This is a genomic window from Pseudomonas sp. B35(2017), from assembly GCF_002113645.1.
GTDB classification, from domain to species: Bacteria; Pseudomonadota; Gammaproteobacteria; order Pseudomonadales; family Pseudomonadaceae; genus Aquipseudomonas; species Aquipseudomonas ekonensis.
In genome coordinates, this window is the sequence record NZ_NEIZ01000016.1 from 119,958 (window position 1) to 134,850 (window position 14,893).

The following is a 14,893-nucleotide window of genomic DNA, read 5'->3' on the forward strand; positions in this document are numbered from 1 at the left end:
GGGTTCAGAAGTTCTCTCGCGGGTTGAAGGCGGCTTTCTTGGCCAGTTCCTGCCACAGGGCCTTGACGTCGTCGCCCGTCGCCTTCGGCATCACGGCCTTGAGCTGGACGAACAGGTAACCGCGCTCGCCGGCCTTGTTCTTCAGGCCGTGGCCCTTGGCGCGCATGCGCTGGCCGTTCTGGCTGCCGGCCGGCACCTTGAGGTTGATCTTGCCGGTCAGGGTCGGCACCGCCACCTCGGCGCCCAGCGCCAGTTCCCACGGCGCCAGCGGCAGGGTGATGATCAGGTTGTCGCCTTCGACGTCGAACTTGGGGTGCGGCGCGAAGCGGATGGTCAGGTACAGGTCGCCGTTGGCCCCGCCGCCGACGCCCGGTGCGCCCTGGCCCTTGAGGCGGATGCGCTCGCCGTCGGTCACCCCCGCCGGGATCTTCACGTTAAGGCTCTTGCTGGTGTTGCTGACGTGCTGGCCCGCCGCGTTGTGCTGCGGCACCTGGAAGGTGACTTTCTTCGACTCGTTCGACAGGGTCTCCTCAAGGAAGATCGGCAGTTCCATTTCCACGTCCTGCCCCCGGCGCCCGGCGCTGCGCGATTGCCGGCCGCCACCGCCGAAGCCGGGGCCGCGGTTGCCGAAGATCGAGCTGAAGAAATCGGAAAAGTCGCCGCCGTCGGATCCGCCGCCGAAGCCGCCGCGGCTCTGCCAGCCCGGAGGGCCCTGGAACGGCTGGCCGTGCTGGCCGTAGCGGCGCAGGTCGTCGTACTCGGCGCGCTTGTCGGCGCTCTTGAGCGCCTCATAGGCTTCCGAGGCGTCCTTGAACTTGGCCTCGGCGTCCTTTTCCTTGCTGACATCGGGGTGGTACTTGCGCGCCAGCTTGCGATAGGCGGCCTTGATCGCCTTGTCGTCCGCCGTCGGCTCCACGCCGAGTATCTTGTAATAGTCTTTGAAGTCCATCTAAGGAGTCACCATCGTCATCGGTTTCGCGCCAGTGTCAGCTTGCGCCGATTCGCGCAGGCCGGTTTGACCGATCTCAACTTTGTGACCGATCGGCGCAGCAGAAGTTTATCGGCAGTGGACGGCGGTTCTTGCGACCGCCGGTGATCTGCCGGCCCATGCCAGCAAGTTTGGGGCGATGCGCAGGCTTTCAAGGCATCCGGGCGGCAAATTGCGGATGACCGGCCTTCGAATCTGCCGCGCACTGGCATACACTGCGCGGCCGTTTTTTTGACCGGAACCGAAAGACATGAAAGACGCCTCTCCAGCCCGTGCCTGCGGCATCGACTTCGGCACGTCCAACTCCACCGTCGGCTGGCTGCGCCCCGGCATGGAAACGATGATCGCGCTGGAAGACGACAAGATCACCCTGCCGTCGGTGGTCTTCTTCAATATCGAAGAACGCCGTCCGGTGTACGGGCGCCTGGCGCTGCACGAGTACCTGGAAGGCTACGAAGGTCGCCTGATGCGCTCGCTCAAGAGCCTGCTCGGTTCCAAGCTGATCAAGCACGACACCAGCGTGCTGGGCACGGCCATGCCGTTCAAGGACTTGCTCGGGCTGTTCATCGGCCAGCTCAAGGGCCGCGCCGAGGCCTCCGCCGGCCGCGAGTTCGAGCAGGTGGTGCTGGGCCGCCCGGTGTTTTTCGTCGACGACGATCCGCTGGCCGACCAGGAAGCCGAAGACACCCTGGCGGAGGTGGCGAAGAAGATCGGCTTCAAGGACGTGTCCTTCCAGTACGAGCCGATCGCGGCGGCGTTCGACTACGAGTCGACCCTGGAACGGGAAGAACTGGTGCTGATCGTCGACATCGGCGGCGGTACGTCGGACTTCTCCTTGGTGCGCCTGTCGCCCGAGCGCCGGGGTGTGGACAACCGTCACGACGACATCCTCGCCACCGGCGGCGTGCACATCGGCGGAACCGACTTCGACAAGCAGTTGAGCCTGCAGGGCCTGATGCCGCTGTTCGGCTACGGCAGCCGGATGAAGAGCGGCGCGTTCATGCCCACCAGCCACCACATGAACCTGGCGACCTGGCACACCATCAACTCGGTGTACTCGCAGAAATCGACCCTGGCCCTGGGCAGCATGCGCTACGACATCGAGGACACCGGCGGCATCGACCGCCTGTTCAAGCTGATCGAGCAGCGCGCCGGCCACTGGCTGGCGATGGAAGTGGAAGAGACCAAGATCCAGCTGACCCACAGCGACAGCCGCCAGGTGGCGCTGGACCGGATCGAGGCCGGGCTCAACGTGGAACTGACCCGGACGCTGTTCGAGTCGGCCATCGACCCCCAGCTTGAGCGCGTGCGTGCCAGCGTCACCCAACTGCTGGCCGACGCCGGCGTGGCGGTGGGCCAGGTCGACACGGTGTTCTTCACCGGCGGCTCCAGCGGCATCCCCGCGCTGCGCAACAGCGTCGCGGCGATGCTGCCCAACGCGCGGCATGTGGAAGGCAACATCTTCGGCAGCATCGGCAGCGGGCTGGCGATCGAGGCGATGAAGCGCTACGGCGCGATGAACTGACCCCACTGCCCTCGCCACAACTGACCGGGCAAGCCAGCCAGGCTCGCCCGGTCAGACCATCCCCGCGAGCTTCAGCTCGCTCTTCAGGTACGCATAGTAGATCGGCCCCGCCACCACCCCCGGCAAGCCGAACGCCGCCTCGAACACCAGCATCGCCAGCAGCAGTTCCCAGGACTTGGCGCTGATCTGCCCGCCGACGATGCGCGCGTTGAGGAAGTATTCCAGCTTGTGGATGAAGATCAGGTAGCCCAGCGCCGCGATCGCCACCCAGATCGACAGCGACAGGCCGACGATGGTGATCAGGGTGTTCGACATCAGGTTGCCGATCACCGGCAGCAGGCCGAGCAGGAAGGTCAGCACGATCAGGGTCTTGGTCAGCGGCAGCTTGATGCCGAACAGCGGCAGGATCACCGCCAGGAAGATCCCGGTGAAGAAGGTGTTGAGCAGGGAAATCTTGATCTGCGCGAAGACGATGTTGCGAAACGCCTGGACCAGCAGGTGCAGGCGGTCGAACAGCGCGGCCGCCAGCGGCTTGCGCTTGGTGACGTCCGGCACCCGCTGCAGGGCGATGATCGCGCCGAGCACCATGCCGATCAGCAAGGTCACGAACATGTGCGCCGCGTCCTTGCCCACCAGTTGCAGATCGGCCAGGTGCTTGCTCATCCACTCGCCGATGGCCACCCGGAACTCAGCGGCGCTGGCCGGCAGGTAGGCGTCGACGAAGGGCGGCAACTGGCCCCGCGCGCGGTCGACCACGCCCATGAACTTGTCGAGGGAAGCGCCGGGGTTCTCCGCCTCATGCAGCAGGAAACTGATGGCGCCGGCGAAGATCAGCGCCAGCACGCTCACCACCAGCGTGCCGAGCAGCGCCACCGCCAGCCAGCGGGCGCGCCGGCCTTCGATCAGCCGCTGCAGTTGCGGGGTGAGCATGTTGACCAGTTCGAACACCAGCAGCCCGGCCAGCAGGCTGGGCAGCAGACGCAACGGCAACACCAGCAGCAACCCGCCGAAAATGATGATCCAACTGGCCCACAACACGACATGACGCTCAGAAAACGTTGGCATACAGCCTCAAAACGAACGGCGTAAAAGGATTGGCAGTCTGCCAGCGATCCGGGGTGAGCACTAGGGATATGCACATCGCCAGCAGGCTGGTTCCCACAGGGGGAGGTTGGATGCCAGCCTCTGCGTTCTCCTTGCCACGGGCGGCGATCCGATTAAGTCCGCGCGCCCGCCGCAAGCCTCAGCCGATCATTTTTTCTTCAGGCAATCGCTCATGAAGGTCTTGCGCGCATCGCCGGTCAGGGCCTTGGTCGCCGCATCGGCGTTGCAGGTCTTCATCTTCTGCTGCTGCGGGGTCAGGGCCTTGGCGTCGTTGGCCGCCGGCGCCGCTTTCAGGCAGGTGCTCATGAAGGCCTTGCGCTCGTCGCCCTTGAGGCTCTTGGCCGTGGCGTCGGCGTTGCAGGTGGTCATCTTGTTCTGTTGCGCCGTGGCGGCGAACCCTTGGGAGCACAGCAGCAGGCCGATCATCAGCAAAGGGACACGCAACATCTTCATGGAGTTTTCTCCTGGTCGCCGCACCGACGGGTGCGGCCTCTCCGGCAGTGTAGTCAAAGCTTGTTACACCTTCCTGCCGTCCAGGTGGCTGCGCCGGTACTGCTCCGGCGTGCACCCGGCCTGGCGGGCGAACATGGCGATGAACGCCGAGCCGCTGCTGTAGCCGAGGTCGAAGGCGATTTCCTGCACGCTGCGCGGGCTCTCCAGCGCTTCGATGGCCGCCAGGTAACGCAGGCGCTGGCGCCATTCGCCGAAACTCATCCCCAATTCGCGCACGAACTGCCGCGCCAGGGTGCGCTCGCTCACATGCACCTGCTGCGCCCAGTGCGCCAGGGGCTGGTTGTTGCCGGGCTCGGCCTGCAGCGCGTCGAGGATCGCCAGCAAGCCCGGGCTGCTGGCGTAGGGCAGGTAGCACTCGTGCACCGGCGCCTGGCGCAACTGGTCCACCAGCACCTGGGCCAGGCGCCGGTCGGCGTCGAGGTCGGGGATCTTCACGTCGCGGGCGGCGAAGTCCTTGAGGATCGCCTTGAGGATGTCGCTGATCGCCAGGGTGCAGGCCCGCGCCGGCAGGTCGGCGCACACCGAAGGGGCCAGGCACACCGCCCGGTAGTTGACCGGCTGATGGCTGTAGAAACTGTGCTCGACCTGCGGCGGCACCCACACCGCGTACTGCGGCGGAGACATGAAGCGGCTGCCGTCGACGTCCATGTGCAGCACGCCATGGGCCGCGTACTCCAGCGTGCCCCAAGGGTGGCGGTGCGGCGCGGCGTATTCGTGGGCGTTGAAGTCGGCGTAACGGAAGTACACCGCCGACGGCAGTTCACTGAAATCCAGCAGGTCGATGTGTTTGCTGCTCATGCTGTCCGTCATCAGGGGCAGGTTGTCCGGTTCGCAGTATAGGGCTGGATCCGGACAGAGGATAATTGGCCATCCTTCAACGTTTCGGTTTTTCCCCATGCAATACGCGTTTCCCCTGCTGGCGATCTTCATCTGGGCCGGCAACACCGTGGTCAACAAGCTCGCGGTCGGTGCGATCTTCCCCGCCGAGATCGGCTTCTACCGCTGGCTGCTGGCCGGGCTGTTCTTCACGCCTTTCATGCTCAAGGGCGTGATCGCCCACTGGCCGCAGATCCGCCCGAACCTGGGCAAGATCTTCGTGCTCGGCGTGCTGGGCATGGCGGTCTACCAGAGCCTGGCCTACTTCGCCGCGACGATGACCAGCGCCACCAACATGGGCATCATCCTGTCGCTGATGCCGCTGATGTCGCTGGCCATGGCCATCGCCAGCCTCGGCCAGCGCCTGACCGCCGGGGCGCTGGTGGGTGCGGTGCTGTCGTTCGCCGGCGTGCTGGTGGTGGTGTCGTCGGGCAGCCTCGGCGCCCTGCTGCAGCACGGCGTGAACCTGGGCGACGCGATGATGCTGGTCGCCACCCTCGCCTACGCGGTCTACAGCACCTTGCTGAAGAAGTGGCAGCTGCGCCTGCCGCCGCTGGTGCTGCTGTACCTGCAAGTGCTGGTGGCGGTGGTGGTGCTGTTTCCGCTGTACGCCGCCTCGCCGAAGACCGGCCTGACCCTGCACAACCTGCCGCTGGTGCTGTACGCGTGCCTGCTGGCCTCGATGCTCGCGCCGCTTGCTTGGATGCAGGCCGTGCAGCGCCTGGGCCCGAGCCGCACGACCCTGTTCTTCAACCTGCTGCCGCTGATCACGGCGCTGATCGCCGCGGCGGTGCTCAAGGAGCAACTGGCGATGTACCACCTGGTGGGCGGGCTGCTGACGCTGGGCGGGGTGATTCTCTCCGAGCGCTGGACCACCGTGATCGGCAGCAGGGCGAGCCTGGCCTGATCCCTCACCACACATCAGAGCCCGGCGGCCTTCAGGCGCGCCGCATGCTCGACGAACAGCCGCACCGGATCCGCGCCCTTGCCCACCAGCCCCAGCGACTGGTTGACGATGTCGAAGTGATCCATCGGGTAGTCGTCGCCGATCACCGTGCCCAGGTGCGAGCTGCAACGCCCGACCATGCCGTCGCACTGCCCGGCCTCGCGCACGAAGGTTTTGGCGAACAGCCGGCAGCTGCGGTGGGTGCCGTCGAACAGGTTGCCGCCCCGGTCGGTCTTGCCCGGCTGCAAGGTGCCGGACCAGGAATAGTAGCGCACGCCGTCGACGACCTCCGGCCCCTGCCCGCCCCAGGTTTCGGGCAGCCCCTGTGGATAACTCCGGTTGAACAGCGCCACGCCCTCGGTCGTGAGCGACTGGTGCGACGCGTGGATGTCCACCGGCAGCTTCGGCCCGCGGTAGCCGGTCTCCAGCACACCCATCAACCAGCCGACGAACCGCAGCAGCACCTCCAGCAGTCGGCCCCGGGCGCTGTCCGCCGGGTAGTGGCGTTCGAGGTAGTCCGCCAGCTCCGAACCATGGTTGGGCCCGGCCACGGACGTCACCGACGCCACCCGGTCCGGCCGTTTGGCCGCCGCGTAGCGGGCGGTCAGCGAACCCTGGCTGTGGCCGATCAGATTGACCTTCTCGGCGCCGGTGTCGCGCAGGATCTCGTCGATCCGCGCCAGCAACTGCTCGCCGCGCACTTCGGTGGAGCTGAGCGGCGACACCTGCACGGCGATCACCGTGGCGCCGCCCCGGCGCAGCGCAGACACGATCCCGTACCAGTACGGGTACAGCACCAGGCGAATGAACCCGAGCATGCCCGGCACCAGCACCAGGGGATATCGGGTGGCCGAGGCTTGCGACATGGGCGGACTTCCTTGTGAAGGTTGAGGGGATGCGGGGCCAGCAAAACGCCCGCCCAGCATCCGCGCCGAAGATGACAACTCAACCGGCAGCCTACTTCAGCCCCGCCACCCCCGCCACAATCAGCCCCACCGACAGCAGCTTGACCAGGGTCAGGCTCTCGCCCAGCAGCACGACCCCGAGCAGCACCGTGCCCAGCGACCCGATGGCCGTCCAGACCGGGTAGGCGACGCTCACCGGCAGCTCGCGCATCGCCAGCGTCAGGAAATACACCCCGCCCACCGCCGCAGCCACCGTGATCAGCGACGGCCACAAACGGGTGAAGCCGTCGGCGTACTTCATGCCCATGGCGAACGTGACCTCGAACGCCGCCGCGACCGACAACAATAGCCAGGCCACCTAGAACGCCCGGGCCAGGCCGAGCAGGCGCTGCTCGGCCTCGGCCACCGACACCGCGAAGGTGCGTTCGGCGGATTCCTCGCCCTCGGCCGCCACCACCGTGACGTCGTTGATGCCGATGAAGCCCAGCGCTGTGCGCAGCCACGGATCGGCGTGGTTCAGGGCCTCCAGCTCGCCGCCCGGGCCGAAGCCGAAGCCGCCGCGGGTGGTGACGATCAGCGCTTTCTTGCCTTGCAGCAGCGGCGTGTACTGGGCGATGCCGTTGTCCAGCGTGTGGTCGAAGGTCAGGCCCAGCCGCACGATCTGGTCGACCCAGGCCTTGAGGCCGCTGGGCACGTTGAAGTTGTACATGGGCGTGGAGATCAGCAGCAGGTCATGGTCGAACAGCTCGCCGACCAGTTGGTCGCTGAGCGCAAGGTCCGCCTGCATCGTCAACGGCCGCGCCTCGGGCTCCGGATAGAACGCCGCCGCGACGAACGCCTCGTTGACCGCCGGGATCAGCGCCCGGCCGACTTCGCGGCGGGTCACCTGGGCCTGCGGGTGGCGCGCCTGCCAGGCACTGAGAAACCCCTCTGCCAAGCGCCGCGAATGGGAACGCTCGCCCCGTGGGCTGGCATGGATCGCAAGAATTTTGCTCATCTGTATATCCTCCGGACTAGAATCGAACTGCTTGTGGTTTGCAGCTTGAGGTTCGCAGCCGCCTCTCTTCAAATGAGCAAAAATCAGTCTGGATGAATCCATTTCATCCATGGAGTGTTCCCATGTTCGCCTCGTTGCCGTTGACCGCCCTGCGCGCGTTCGAATCCGCCTCGCGCCTGCTGAGCTTCAAGGCCGCCGCCGAAGAGCTGGCGGTGACGCCCACGGCGATCTCGCACCAGATCCGTTCCCTGGAGGACTGGCTGGGCGTCGCCCTGTTCGAGCGCCTGCCGCGCCAGGTGCGCCTGACCGAAGGCGGCGAGCGACTGTTCCGCAGCCTCCACGGCGCCCTGCTGGAGGTGGCGCAGAGCGTCGACACCCTGCGCCCGCAGCGCAGCGGCAGCAGCCTGACGCTGTCCACCACCGCCGCGTTCGCCGCGCTGTGGCTGGTGCCGCGCCTGGGCCGCTTCTATGCCCGCCACCCGAACATCAACGTGCGCCTGGACACTCACTGCGAAGTGATCGACCTGCACCAGGACGCCAGCGTCGACCTGGTGCTGCGCTACAGCCTGGACGACTACCCGAACCTGTACGGCCTGTGCCTGTTCGACGAGTCGTTCGGGGTGTACGGTTCGCCCGAGCAGGTGGCGCTGGCCGCCCGGCGCACCCCCGCGCTGATCAGCGTGCGCTGGCACAACTCGAAGCTGTACGCCCATGGCTGGGAGGCCTGGTGCGCGATGTCCGGCGAAAACTGGCTGAAGCAGCAGCCGGCGATCCGCGAATACGACGAAGAGCATTACGCCCTGCAAGCCGCCATCGCCGGGCAGGGGCTGGTGCTGGCGAGCAACATCCTGGTGTCGGAGAGCGTCGCCGGCGGCCTGCTGGTGCCGTACAAGGGCACCGTGCAGGTCGACGGCGCCGGCTACAGCGCCCTGTGCGTGCCGGGGCGCGAGCGGCATCCGCCGGTGAAGGCATTCTTCGCCTGGCTGCAGGAGGAGGCCCGATTGTCGGGACACCTGCCGCGCTGAAATCCGATAAAACTTTTTGCCTCGCCCGACACTCACAACCTGGGAAGCGACCGCGTCGGCAGAACGCGGCGCACAAACGGATTAGCCTCCAGGAGACCGACATGAGCGACCTGCATTTATCGGATGTGCAAACCCTGCGCGAACGCGCACGGCAACATGTGGAAAACGGCGCCGTCACCGAAACCTACAGCGCCGACCGCCAGGAAGTGCTGCGCCTGCTCAACGAATCGCTGGCCACCGAACTGGTCTGCGTGTTGCGCTACAAGCGCCATTACTTCATGGCCAACGGCCTGAAGGCCAATGTGGCCGCCGACGAATTCCTCGAACACGCCACCCAGGAAGCCGCCCACGCCGACCGCCTGGCCGAACGCATCGTGCAGTTGGGCGGCGAGCCGGAATTCAACCCCGACCTGCTGTCGAAGCTGTCCCACGCCCAGTACGTGGCCGGCAAGACCCTCAAGGAAATGGTCTACGAGGATCTGGTGGCCGAGCGGATCGCCATCGACAGCTACCGCGAAATCATCCAGTACCTGGGCGAGAAAGACCCCACCACCCGGCGCCTCTTCGAAGACATCCTGGCCCAGGAAGAAGAACATGCCGATGACATGGCCGACATCCTGAAAGACCTGTAGCGCCAGCGCCGCACCCGAAGACCTGTAGGAGCCAGCCTGCTGGCGACGGCGTCACTCGCAGCACCGCAAGCCACTGTTTTGCCTGGCTATGCGCCGCGCTTGCTGACGTCATCGCCAGCAGGCTGGCTCCTACAGTTTTGAGCTGCAGGCCCTACGGCTTGGTGGGCTTGACGGTGACAGGCGCCTTGCCCGCCTTCATCTGCTCCAGCAACGGCGCGCACTGGTTCGGCTCCCCGCCGCTGGGCGCCACCAGCGCCAGCAGGCCCGCCGCCGGCGCCGCGATCACGCCCAGCGCCACCATCCCCGCCCCGCGCAGCATCAACGGCACGGCCTTGACCCCGGCGTCCGGCTTGATGAACTTGCCTCGCACGTACAGCGGCGAACGCAGCGAGATCAAGCGCCAACCCTTCGACTCCGGCGTGACGGTCAGGTCCAATTGCTCGGTGGCCATGTTCGCCGTGCCGTCGATGTAGACGATGGCGTTCTCGGTGTCGAACACAAACAGCCGCGTGGTGGCCAGGCCGGTCTTGATGTCGAAGTCCGCCGCCGCGCAGTTGATCTTCACTTCCTTGTCGCCGAACACCTTGCCGACCACATAGTTGCCGACGTTGAGTCCCGCCAGCTCCATCAGTTCGCGGCTGATGGCGCCGTCGTTGATCAGCATCTTCAGGTTGCCGTTGGCGCCGCCCAAGAGCTTGGCCACCGAGTTGCCGCGACCGCTGAGGTCAGCGTCGCCGTTGAGTTCGCCGAAGCTGGTCTTCATCGGCTCGAAGGTCGGGAACAGCTGCTTGAGCTTGAACTTGCGCGCCGTCAGCTTGGCCCGGCCCTCCAGCGGCTCGCTGCGCCCGTTGAGACGGATCTGCGCGTCCAGGTTGCCGCCGGCCACGCCGAAGCGCAGCGGTTCCAGGCTCAGTTCGCCGTCGTTGAGCTTGAGGTGGGTGTAGAGGTCGCTGAACGGCAGTTTCTCGCTGTGGACGATGCGCTTGCCGGTGAATTCGACGTCCGCGTCCATGTCGCGCCAGCGTTCGGTCTTGAACTCCTCGACCGGCAGCACCTTGTCCGCCGGCTGCTTGCTCTCGCCGCCCCGGGCCTTTTGCTTGGCGTTGGAGTCGGCGCCGATCAGCGGCGCCAGGTCGCTGAACAGCAGTTGATTGGACAGCAGCGCGCCGCTGAGCTTGGGACGCGGCTGGCTGGCGACGTAGGCCAGGTCGCCGTGGATGTCGCTGCTGCCGATCTTGCCGTTGAACTGCTCATAGCGGAACTGCGCGCCGCCGGGCTCGTGCAGCTTGGCGATGAGGTGGCCGTCGGTGGCATAGGGCGGGGTGTCCGGCAGGGTCACGCCGGTCAGCGGGTAAAGGTTGCCGAGGCTGGTGCCGGCCAGTTTCAGGCGCAGATCCAGGGCGCCGAGGTTGAGCGGGTCGGTGAGGGTGCCCGCCAGCTCGACGCTGGTTTCGCCGATCTTCGCCTGGGCCTGCAGCGGGAACGGCTTGGCGGCGTCCTGCAGGGCCAGCAGTCCGCCGATCTTGCCTTGCCCGGCGAGCGCCTGGCCGTGGTACTGGCCGGTGACTTTCAGGCCGAACGCGTAGTCCTGCGGCGCGGCGCCCTTGTCCTGGGCGGTCTTCGCCGCTTTTTCGCCGACGATGTCGCTGAACGGGATCGGCTTGCCCAGCGGATCGATCAGCACATCCAGCCGGGTCTTCAAGTGTTGGTCGTCGAGGGTGACGTGGCCCTTGTCGAAACCGATGGCGCCGATGTCCACCACCCAGTTCGACGGTTCGGCGTCCGGATCCTTCGGATCGAACGTGAATGTCCAGTTGGCGCGGCCGTCGGCCAGCCGCTGCAATTGGGCTTCGGGCCCGGTCAGGTCGATGCGCGGGATCACCACCCGCTGCGCCAGCAACGCCAACGGCGATAGGCGCAGCTCGACGCGCTTGAGGGTGACCATCTGCGGCTGCTTCGACCAGTCCGGGTTGCCCAGGCTCAGATCCTCGGCCACCACGTGCGGCCACGGCACCCAGGCGCGCCAGCCGCCCTCGTCCGGCTCGCGCCGCCAGACCACCGACAGATCGCCGTTGATGGCGAACGTACGGTGCAGTTCCTCCGAGACCTTGGCGTTGAGCGGCGGCTTGATCCGGTTCCAGTCGAAAAACACGATGATCAGAACCAACACCGCCAGCAGCAAGGCAAGGGTGGCGAAGGTCCAAGTAACGATCTTTTGGGTGCGCGTCATTGCACAAAGCTCCTGAAGACGGCGGCGGGCCACAAGAGGCCCTACATGGAATCTACGACTGGCAAACCGGACGCAGGTTTAATCGAAAGGCTGTCGGCGGCGGAAAAAACGCGCCGATCCTGACCGATCGGTCGAGGAAGCGTTACCGCCCCCGCACTTTTGCGAGGCAAGAGTGGGTGGAAAATACCCACCGCGGTGCAAAACCGATCGGCTGAAAGGCCCGGGCTAGAGCCTCCCGTCCGAACAATCAATTCTGTTGATTATTACCATTGTGTTTATGAACTTTTATATCGACTTATCGAGAGTAGCATTGCCCTCGTACCCACTTTATCGCCCTCCCAAGGAGCAACCCATCATGAAACGCCAATTACTCTTCAGCCTTACCCTGTCCATGCTGGCCAGCACCGCTTTCGCCCTGCCGGCCGCCGACCAAGCCACTCCGCAAGCCAAGGCCAGCCATTCGGTGTTCAGCCAGACCGTGGCCGCCGACGGCTCCGACCGCACCCCGCAAGGCCAGACCCTGGCAGAAAACGGCCGTAACCGCCTGGAAGAGAAAGGCCTGGTGCAAGACGGCTACGACAAGACCCCTCAAGGCCAGTTCGTCGCAGAAGGCGGCCGCGACCGTCTGGAAGAGAAAGGCCTGGTTCAGGACGGCTCCGACCGTACCCCACAAGGTCAAACCCTGGCAGCCGACGGTTCCGACCGCACTCCACAAGGCCAGACCCTGGCAGCTGACGGTTCCGACCGCACCCCACAAGGCCAGACCCTCGCAGCTGACGGCTCCGACCGCACTCCACAAGGCCAGACCCTGGCGGCTGACGGTTCCGACCGCACCCCACAAGGCCAGACCCTCGCCGAAGGCGGTGGTGACCGTGTGATCGAACGCAACGCCGCGCTGAGCTGAGCCCATGACGGCCCGGAAAAAAAGCCCGATCAACCGATCGGGCTTTTGACTTTTCGGCCCCAGGCACCCAAGTCCCTGCCCCTTCCTGCGCAACATCCCCGCCATCGTTCGACGCCGGCAAAGCCGATTTGCTAGAGTGCGGCGCTTGTCCTGCCCAGAACCCACCTTTGATGCTGCCCCGCGCCGAACAGAAACAACAGACCCGCAACGCCCTGATGGACGCTGCCCGCCACCTGATGGAAAGCGGCCGAGGATTCGGCAGCCTGAGCCTGCGCGAAGTCACGAAAACCGCCGGGATCGTGCCCACCGGTTTCTACCGGCATTTCGCCGACATGGACGAACTGGGCCTGGAACTGGTGCGAGAAGTCGGCCAGACCTTCCGTGAGACCATCCGCCTGGTGCGCCACAACGAATTCGTCATGGGCGGCATCATCGATGCGTCGGTGCGCATCTTCCTCGACGTGGTCAGCGCCAACCGTTCGCAGTTCCTGTTCCTGGCCCGCGAGCAGTATGGCGGATCGCTGCCGGTGCGTCAGGCCATCGGCCGCCTGCGCGAAGGCATCAGCTCGGACCTGGCGGCGGACCTTTCGCTGATGCCCAAGCTCCAGCACCTCAACGCCGCGGCGCTGAGCGTGATGGCCGACCTGATCGTCAAATCGGTGTTCGCCACCCTCCCGGACATCATCGACCCGCCGGCCGACGCCTTGCCGGAACACCTGACGCCGCAGGCGAAGATCACCCAGCAGCTGCGCTTCATCTTCATCGGCCTCAAGCACTGGCAAGGCCTGGGCAGCACCGAATAATCCCCGCCGCTCCGCCCTTCTGCTCTGGGAGCCAACCTGCTGGCAATGGCGCCCGCCATGACGCCGTAGCCCGGATCAATACAGTTGCCTCCAAAAACGCGGCATCACGGCCTTCATTTGGTGCATGTAAAAAACTTCACGCACCAAAACGCCTCACATTTCTGCAACATCTTGAAACATCCACTACGCTCCGACAGGGTTTTCCTACGCCTCGGCCGATTGGCAAGCCCCTTGCTCTAGCCTGAGCATTGTCCACTGCCGGAAGCGCTCCAATGCTGGTGATCCATCGCCGAATCGCCCCTCAGCCCGCCTGGGCCGCCGAGCTGCACCTGACCTTCGAGGCCCGCAGCAAGAGCCGCCTGCGCTGTTTCAGTGCCGACGGCGAGGACGTCGGGCTGTTCCTGGAGCGCGGCCAGCCGCCGCTGCACGACGGCGAATGCCTGGAGGCCCAGGACGGCAGGATCGTGCGGGTCTGCGCCCGCCCCGAACAACTGCTGCACGTCACCTGCGCCAGCGCCTTCGAACTGACCCGCGCGGCCTATCACCTGGGCAACCGTCATGTCGCCCTGCAAGTAGGCGACGGCTGGCTGCGCCTGCTCGACGACTACGTGCTCAAGGCCATGCTCGAACAGCTCGGCGCACAGGTCCAGGCCATCGAAGCGCCATTCCAGCCGGAGCACGGCGCCTACGGCGGCGGCCATCACCATTCGCACCACGGTGACGCGGACTTCAACTACGCGCCGAAACTCCACCAGTTCGGCGTGCGCCTGTGAACCCGGCCTGGGCGCTGCTGCGCCTGGCCAGCCCGCAGTTGCCGATCGGCGGCTACAGCTATTCCCAAGGGCTGGAAATGGCGGTGGACAACGGCCGTGTCGACAGCCCCGACAGCGCCCGGCGCTGGATCGGCGACCAACTGCTGCTGAACCTCGCCCGGTTCGAGGCGCCGCTGCTGCTCGCCCACTGCCAGGCCGCCGCCGACGAACGCTGGGACGACCTGCTGCACCTTGGCGACGCCCACCGCGCCAGCCGCGAGACTCGCGAGCTGCACCTGGAGAGCCGGCAGATGGGCTATTCGCTGCAGCAATTGCTCAGCGGCCTGCCGGAGCTGGATGCCCCGGCCCGGATCGTGCTCGAGCGCTGCGCCGAACCGCACCTGGCCCTGGGCTGGGCCTTGGCCGCCCGCGCCTGGCGGATCAGCCCCCAGGACGCACTCGCCGCGTGGCTGTGGGCCTGGCTGGAAAACCAGCTGGCGGTATTGATGAAAACCCTGCCGCTGGGCCAGCAAGCCGCCCAGCGCCTGACCAGCGAACTGCTGCCGCTGCTGCAACAGGCCCAGCAGGACGCCACCCGCATCGACCCCGAACGCCTCGGCAGCGCCGCGTTCGGCCTGTCCCTGGCGTGCATGGCCCATGAGCGCCAGTACAGCCGTCTGTTCCGTTCCTAGG

Annotated in this window: 16 protein-coding genes; 8 read left to right on the forward strand and 8 right to left on the reverse strand. The window is 66.0% G+C overall.

From position 1 onward, the window contains the following. Positions 1-4: 4 nt before the first annotated feature. Positions 5-949: a DnaJ C-terminal domain-containing protein gene (locus CAG41_RS22325; RefSeq protein ID WP_085582797.1), complete on the reverse strand. Its 945-nt coding sequence runs from the start codon at positions 947-949 to the stop codon at positions 5-7. Between the two features lie 289 nt (positions 950-1,238). Here CAG41_RS22325 and CAG41_RS22330 point away from each other — a divergent pair, with 289 nt between their 5' ends. Then, entirely contained in the window at positions 1,239-2,513 is a 1,275-nt protein-coding gene (locus CAG41_RS22330) for an Hsp70 family protein (RefSeq protein WP_085582799.1), read from the forward strand. A gap of 51 nt (positions 2,514-2,564) precedes the next feature. On the opposite strand, the gene CAG41_RS22335 is transcribed toward CAG41_RS22330, so the two are convergent. The 3 genes from CAG41_RS22335 to CAG41_RS22345 all read right to left on the reverse strand — a co-directional run bounded on the left by CAG41_RS22335 (position 2,565) and on the right by CAG41_RS22345 (position 4,928). Continuing rightward, complete coding sequence (locus CAG41_RS22335) at positions 2,565-3,578, reverse strand: AI-2E family transporter (protein WP_085582801.1); 1,014 nt, start codon at positions 3,576-3,578, stop codon at positions 2,565-2,567. Positions 3,579-3,764: 186 nt separating this feature from the next. Then, positions 3,765-4,070 carry a PsiF family protein gene (locus tag CAG41_RS22340; RefSeq protein ID WP_011332224.1) on the reverse strand — a complete coding sequence of 102 codons (306 nt, stop codon included), beginning with the start codon at positions 4,068-4,070 and terminating at the stop codon, positions 3,765-3,767. Positions 4,071-4,133: 63 nt separating this feature from the next. Then, entirely contained in the window at positions 4,134-4,928 is a 795-nt protein-coding gene (locus tag CAG41_RS22345; RefSeq protein WP_085656630.1) for a helix-turn-helix transcriptional regulator, read from the reverse strand. Positions 4,929-5,025: 97 nt separating this feature from the next. Between CAG41_RS22345 and CAG41_RS22350 the strand changes: the two genes are divergently transcribed. Next, the gene (locus CAG41_RS22350; RefSeq protein WP_085630916.1) at positions 5,026-5,913 is read left to right on the forward strand and encodes a DMT family transporter; all 888 of its coding nucleotides are present in this window, start codon (positions 5,026-5,028) and stop codon (positions 5,911-5,913) included. A 14-nt stretch (positions 5,914-5,927) separates the two neighbouring features. On the opposite strand, the gene CAG41_RS22355 is transcribed toward CAG41_RS22350, so the two are convergent. The 3 genes from CAG41_RS22355 to CAG41_RS22365 all read right to left on the reverse strand — a co-directional run bounded on the left by CAG41_RS22355 (position 5,928) and on the right by CAG41_RS22365 (position 7,854). Continuing rightward, positions 5,928-6,818, reverse strand: coding sequence for a triacylglycerol lipase (locus CAG41_RS22355; RefSeq protein ID WP_085707488.1), 891 nt, complete (start codon positions 6,816-6,818; stop codon positions 5,928-5,930). A gap of 91 nt (positions 6,819-6,909) precedes the next feature. Then, positions 6,910-7,215, reverse strand: coding sequence for a multidrug efflux SMR transporter (locus CAG41_RS22360; RefSeq protein ID WP_085582809.1), 306 nt, complete (start codon positions 7,213-7,215; stop codon positions 6,910-6,912). After that, the gene (locus CAG41_RS22365) at positions 7,216-7,854 is read right to left on the reverse strand and encodes an FMN-dependent NADH-azoreductase (RefSeq protein ID WP_085582811.1); all 639 of its coding nucleotides are present in this window, start codon (positions 7,852-7,854) and stop codon (positions 7,216-7,218) included. It abuts the gene before it with no gap. Positions 7,855-7,946: 92 nt separating this feature from the next. On the opposite strand from CAG41_RS22365, the gene CAG41_RS22370 reads away from it, so the two are divergent. Both CAG41_RS22370 and CAG41_RS22375 read left to right on the forward strand, forming a co-directional pair. Next, positions 7,947-8,879 (forward strand): LysR substrate-binding domain-containing protein, encoded by a 933-nt coding sequence (locus tag CAG41_RS22370; RefSeq protein ID WP_170929979.1) that lies wholly within the window; start codon positions 7,947-7,949, stop codon positions 8,877-8,879. Positions 8,880-8,980: 101 nt separating this feature from the next. Further along, positions 8,981-9,511, forward strand: a complete 531-nt coding sequence (locus CAG41_RS22375) for a bacterioferritin (RefSeq protein WP_085582815.1) — start codon at positions 8,981-8,983, stop codon at positions 9,509-9,511. Positions 9,512-9,662: 151 nt separating this feature from the next. Here the strand turns inward: CAG41_RS22375 and CAG41_RS22380 are convergent, their stop codons facing one another. Continuing rightward, on the reverse strand, positions 9,663-11,741 hold the full coding sequence (locus tag CAG41_RS22380; RefSeq protein WP_085695231.1) for an AsmA family protein: 2,079 nt from the start codon (positions 11,739-11,741) through the stop codon (positions 9,663-9,665). A gap of 355 nt (positions 11,742-12,096) precedes the next feature. Here CAG41_RS22380 and CAG41_RS22385 point away from each other — a divergent pair, with 355 nt between their 5' ends. From CAG41_RS22385 to CAG41_RS22400, 4 genes are all read left to right on the forward strand, one after another. Further along, positions 12,097-12,645: a hypothetical protein gene (locus CAG41_RS22385; RefSeq protein ID WP_085582819.1), complete on the forward strand. Its 549-nt coding sequence runs from the start codon at positions 12,097-12,099 to the stop codon at positions 12,643-12,645. A gap of 170 nt (positions 12,646-12,815) precedes the next feature. After that, entirely contained in the window at positions 12,816-13,448 is a 633-nt protein-coding gene (locus CAG41_RS22390) for a TetR family transcriptional regulator (protein WP_085582970.1), read from the forward strand. A gap of 272 nt (positions 13,449-13,720) precedes the next feature. Next, positions 13,721-14,221 (forward strand): urease accessory protein UreE, encoded by a 501-nt coding sequence (gene ureE, locus CAG41_RS22395; RefSeq protein WP_085582821.1) that lies wholly within the window; start codon positions 13,721-13,723, stop codon positions 14,219-14,221. Then, positions 14,218-14,892, forward strand: a complete 675-nt coding sequence (locus CAG41_RS22400; RefSeq protein ID WP_085707489.1) for an urease accessory protein UreF — start codon at positions 14,218-14,220, stop codon at positions 14,890-14,892. The genes ureE and CAG41_RS22400 overlap by 4 nt, the downstream gene beginning before the upstream one ends. Position 14,893 lies beyond the last annotated feature (1 nt).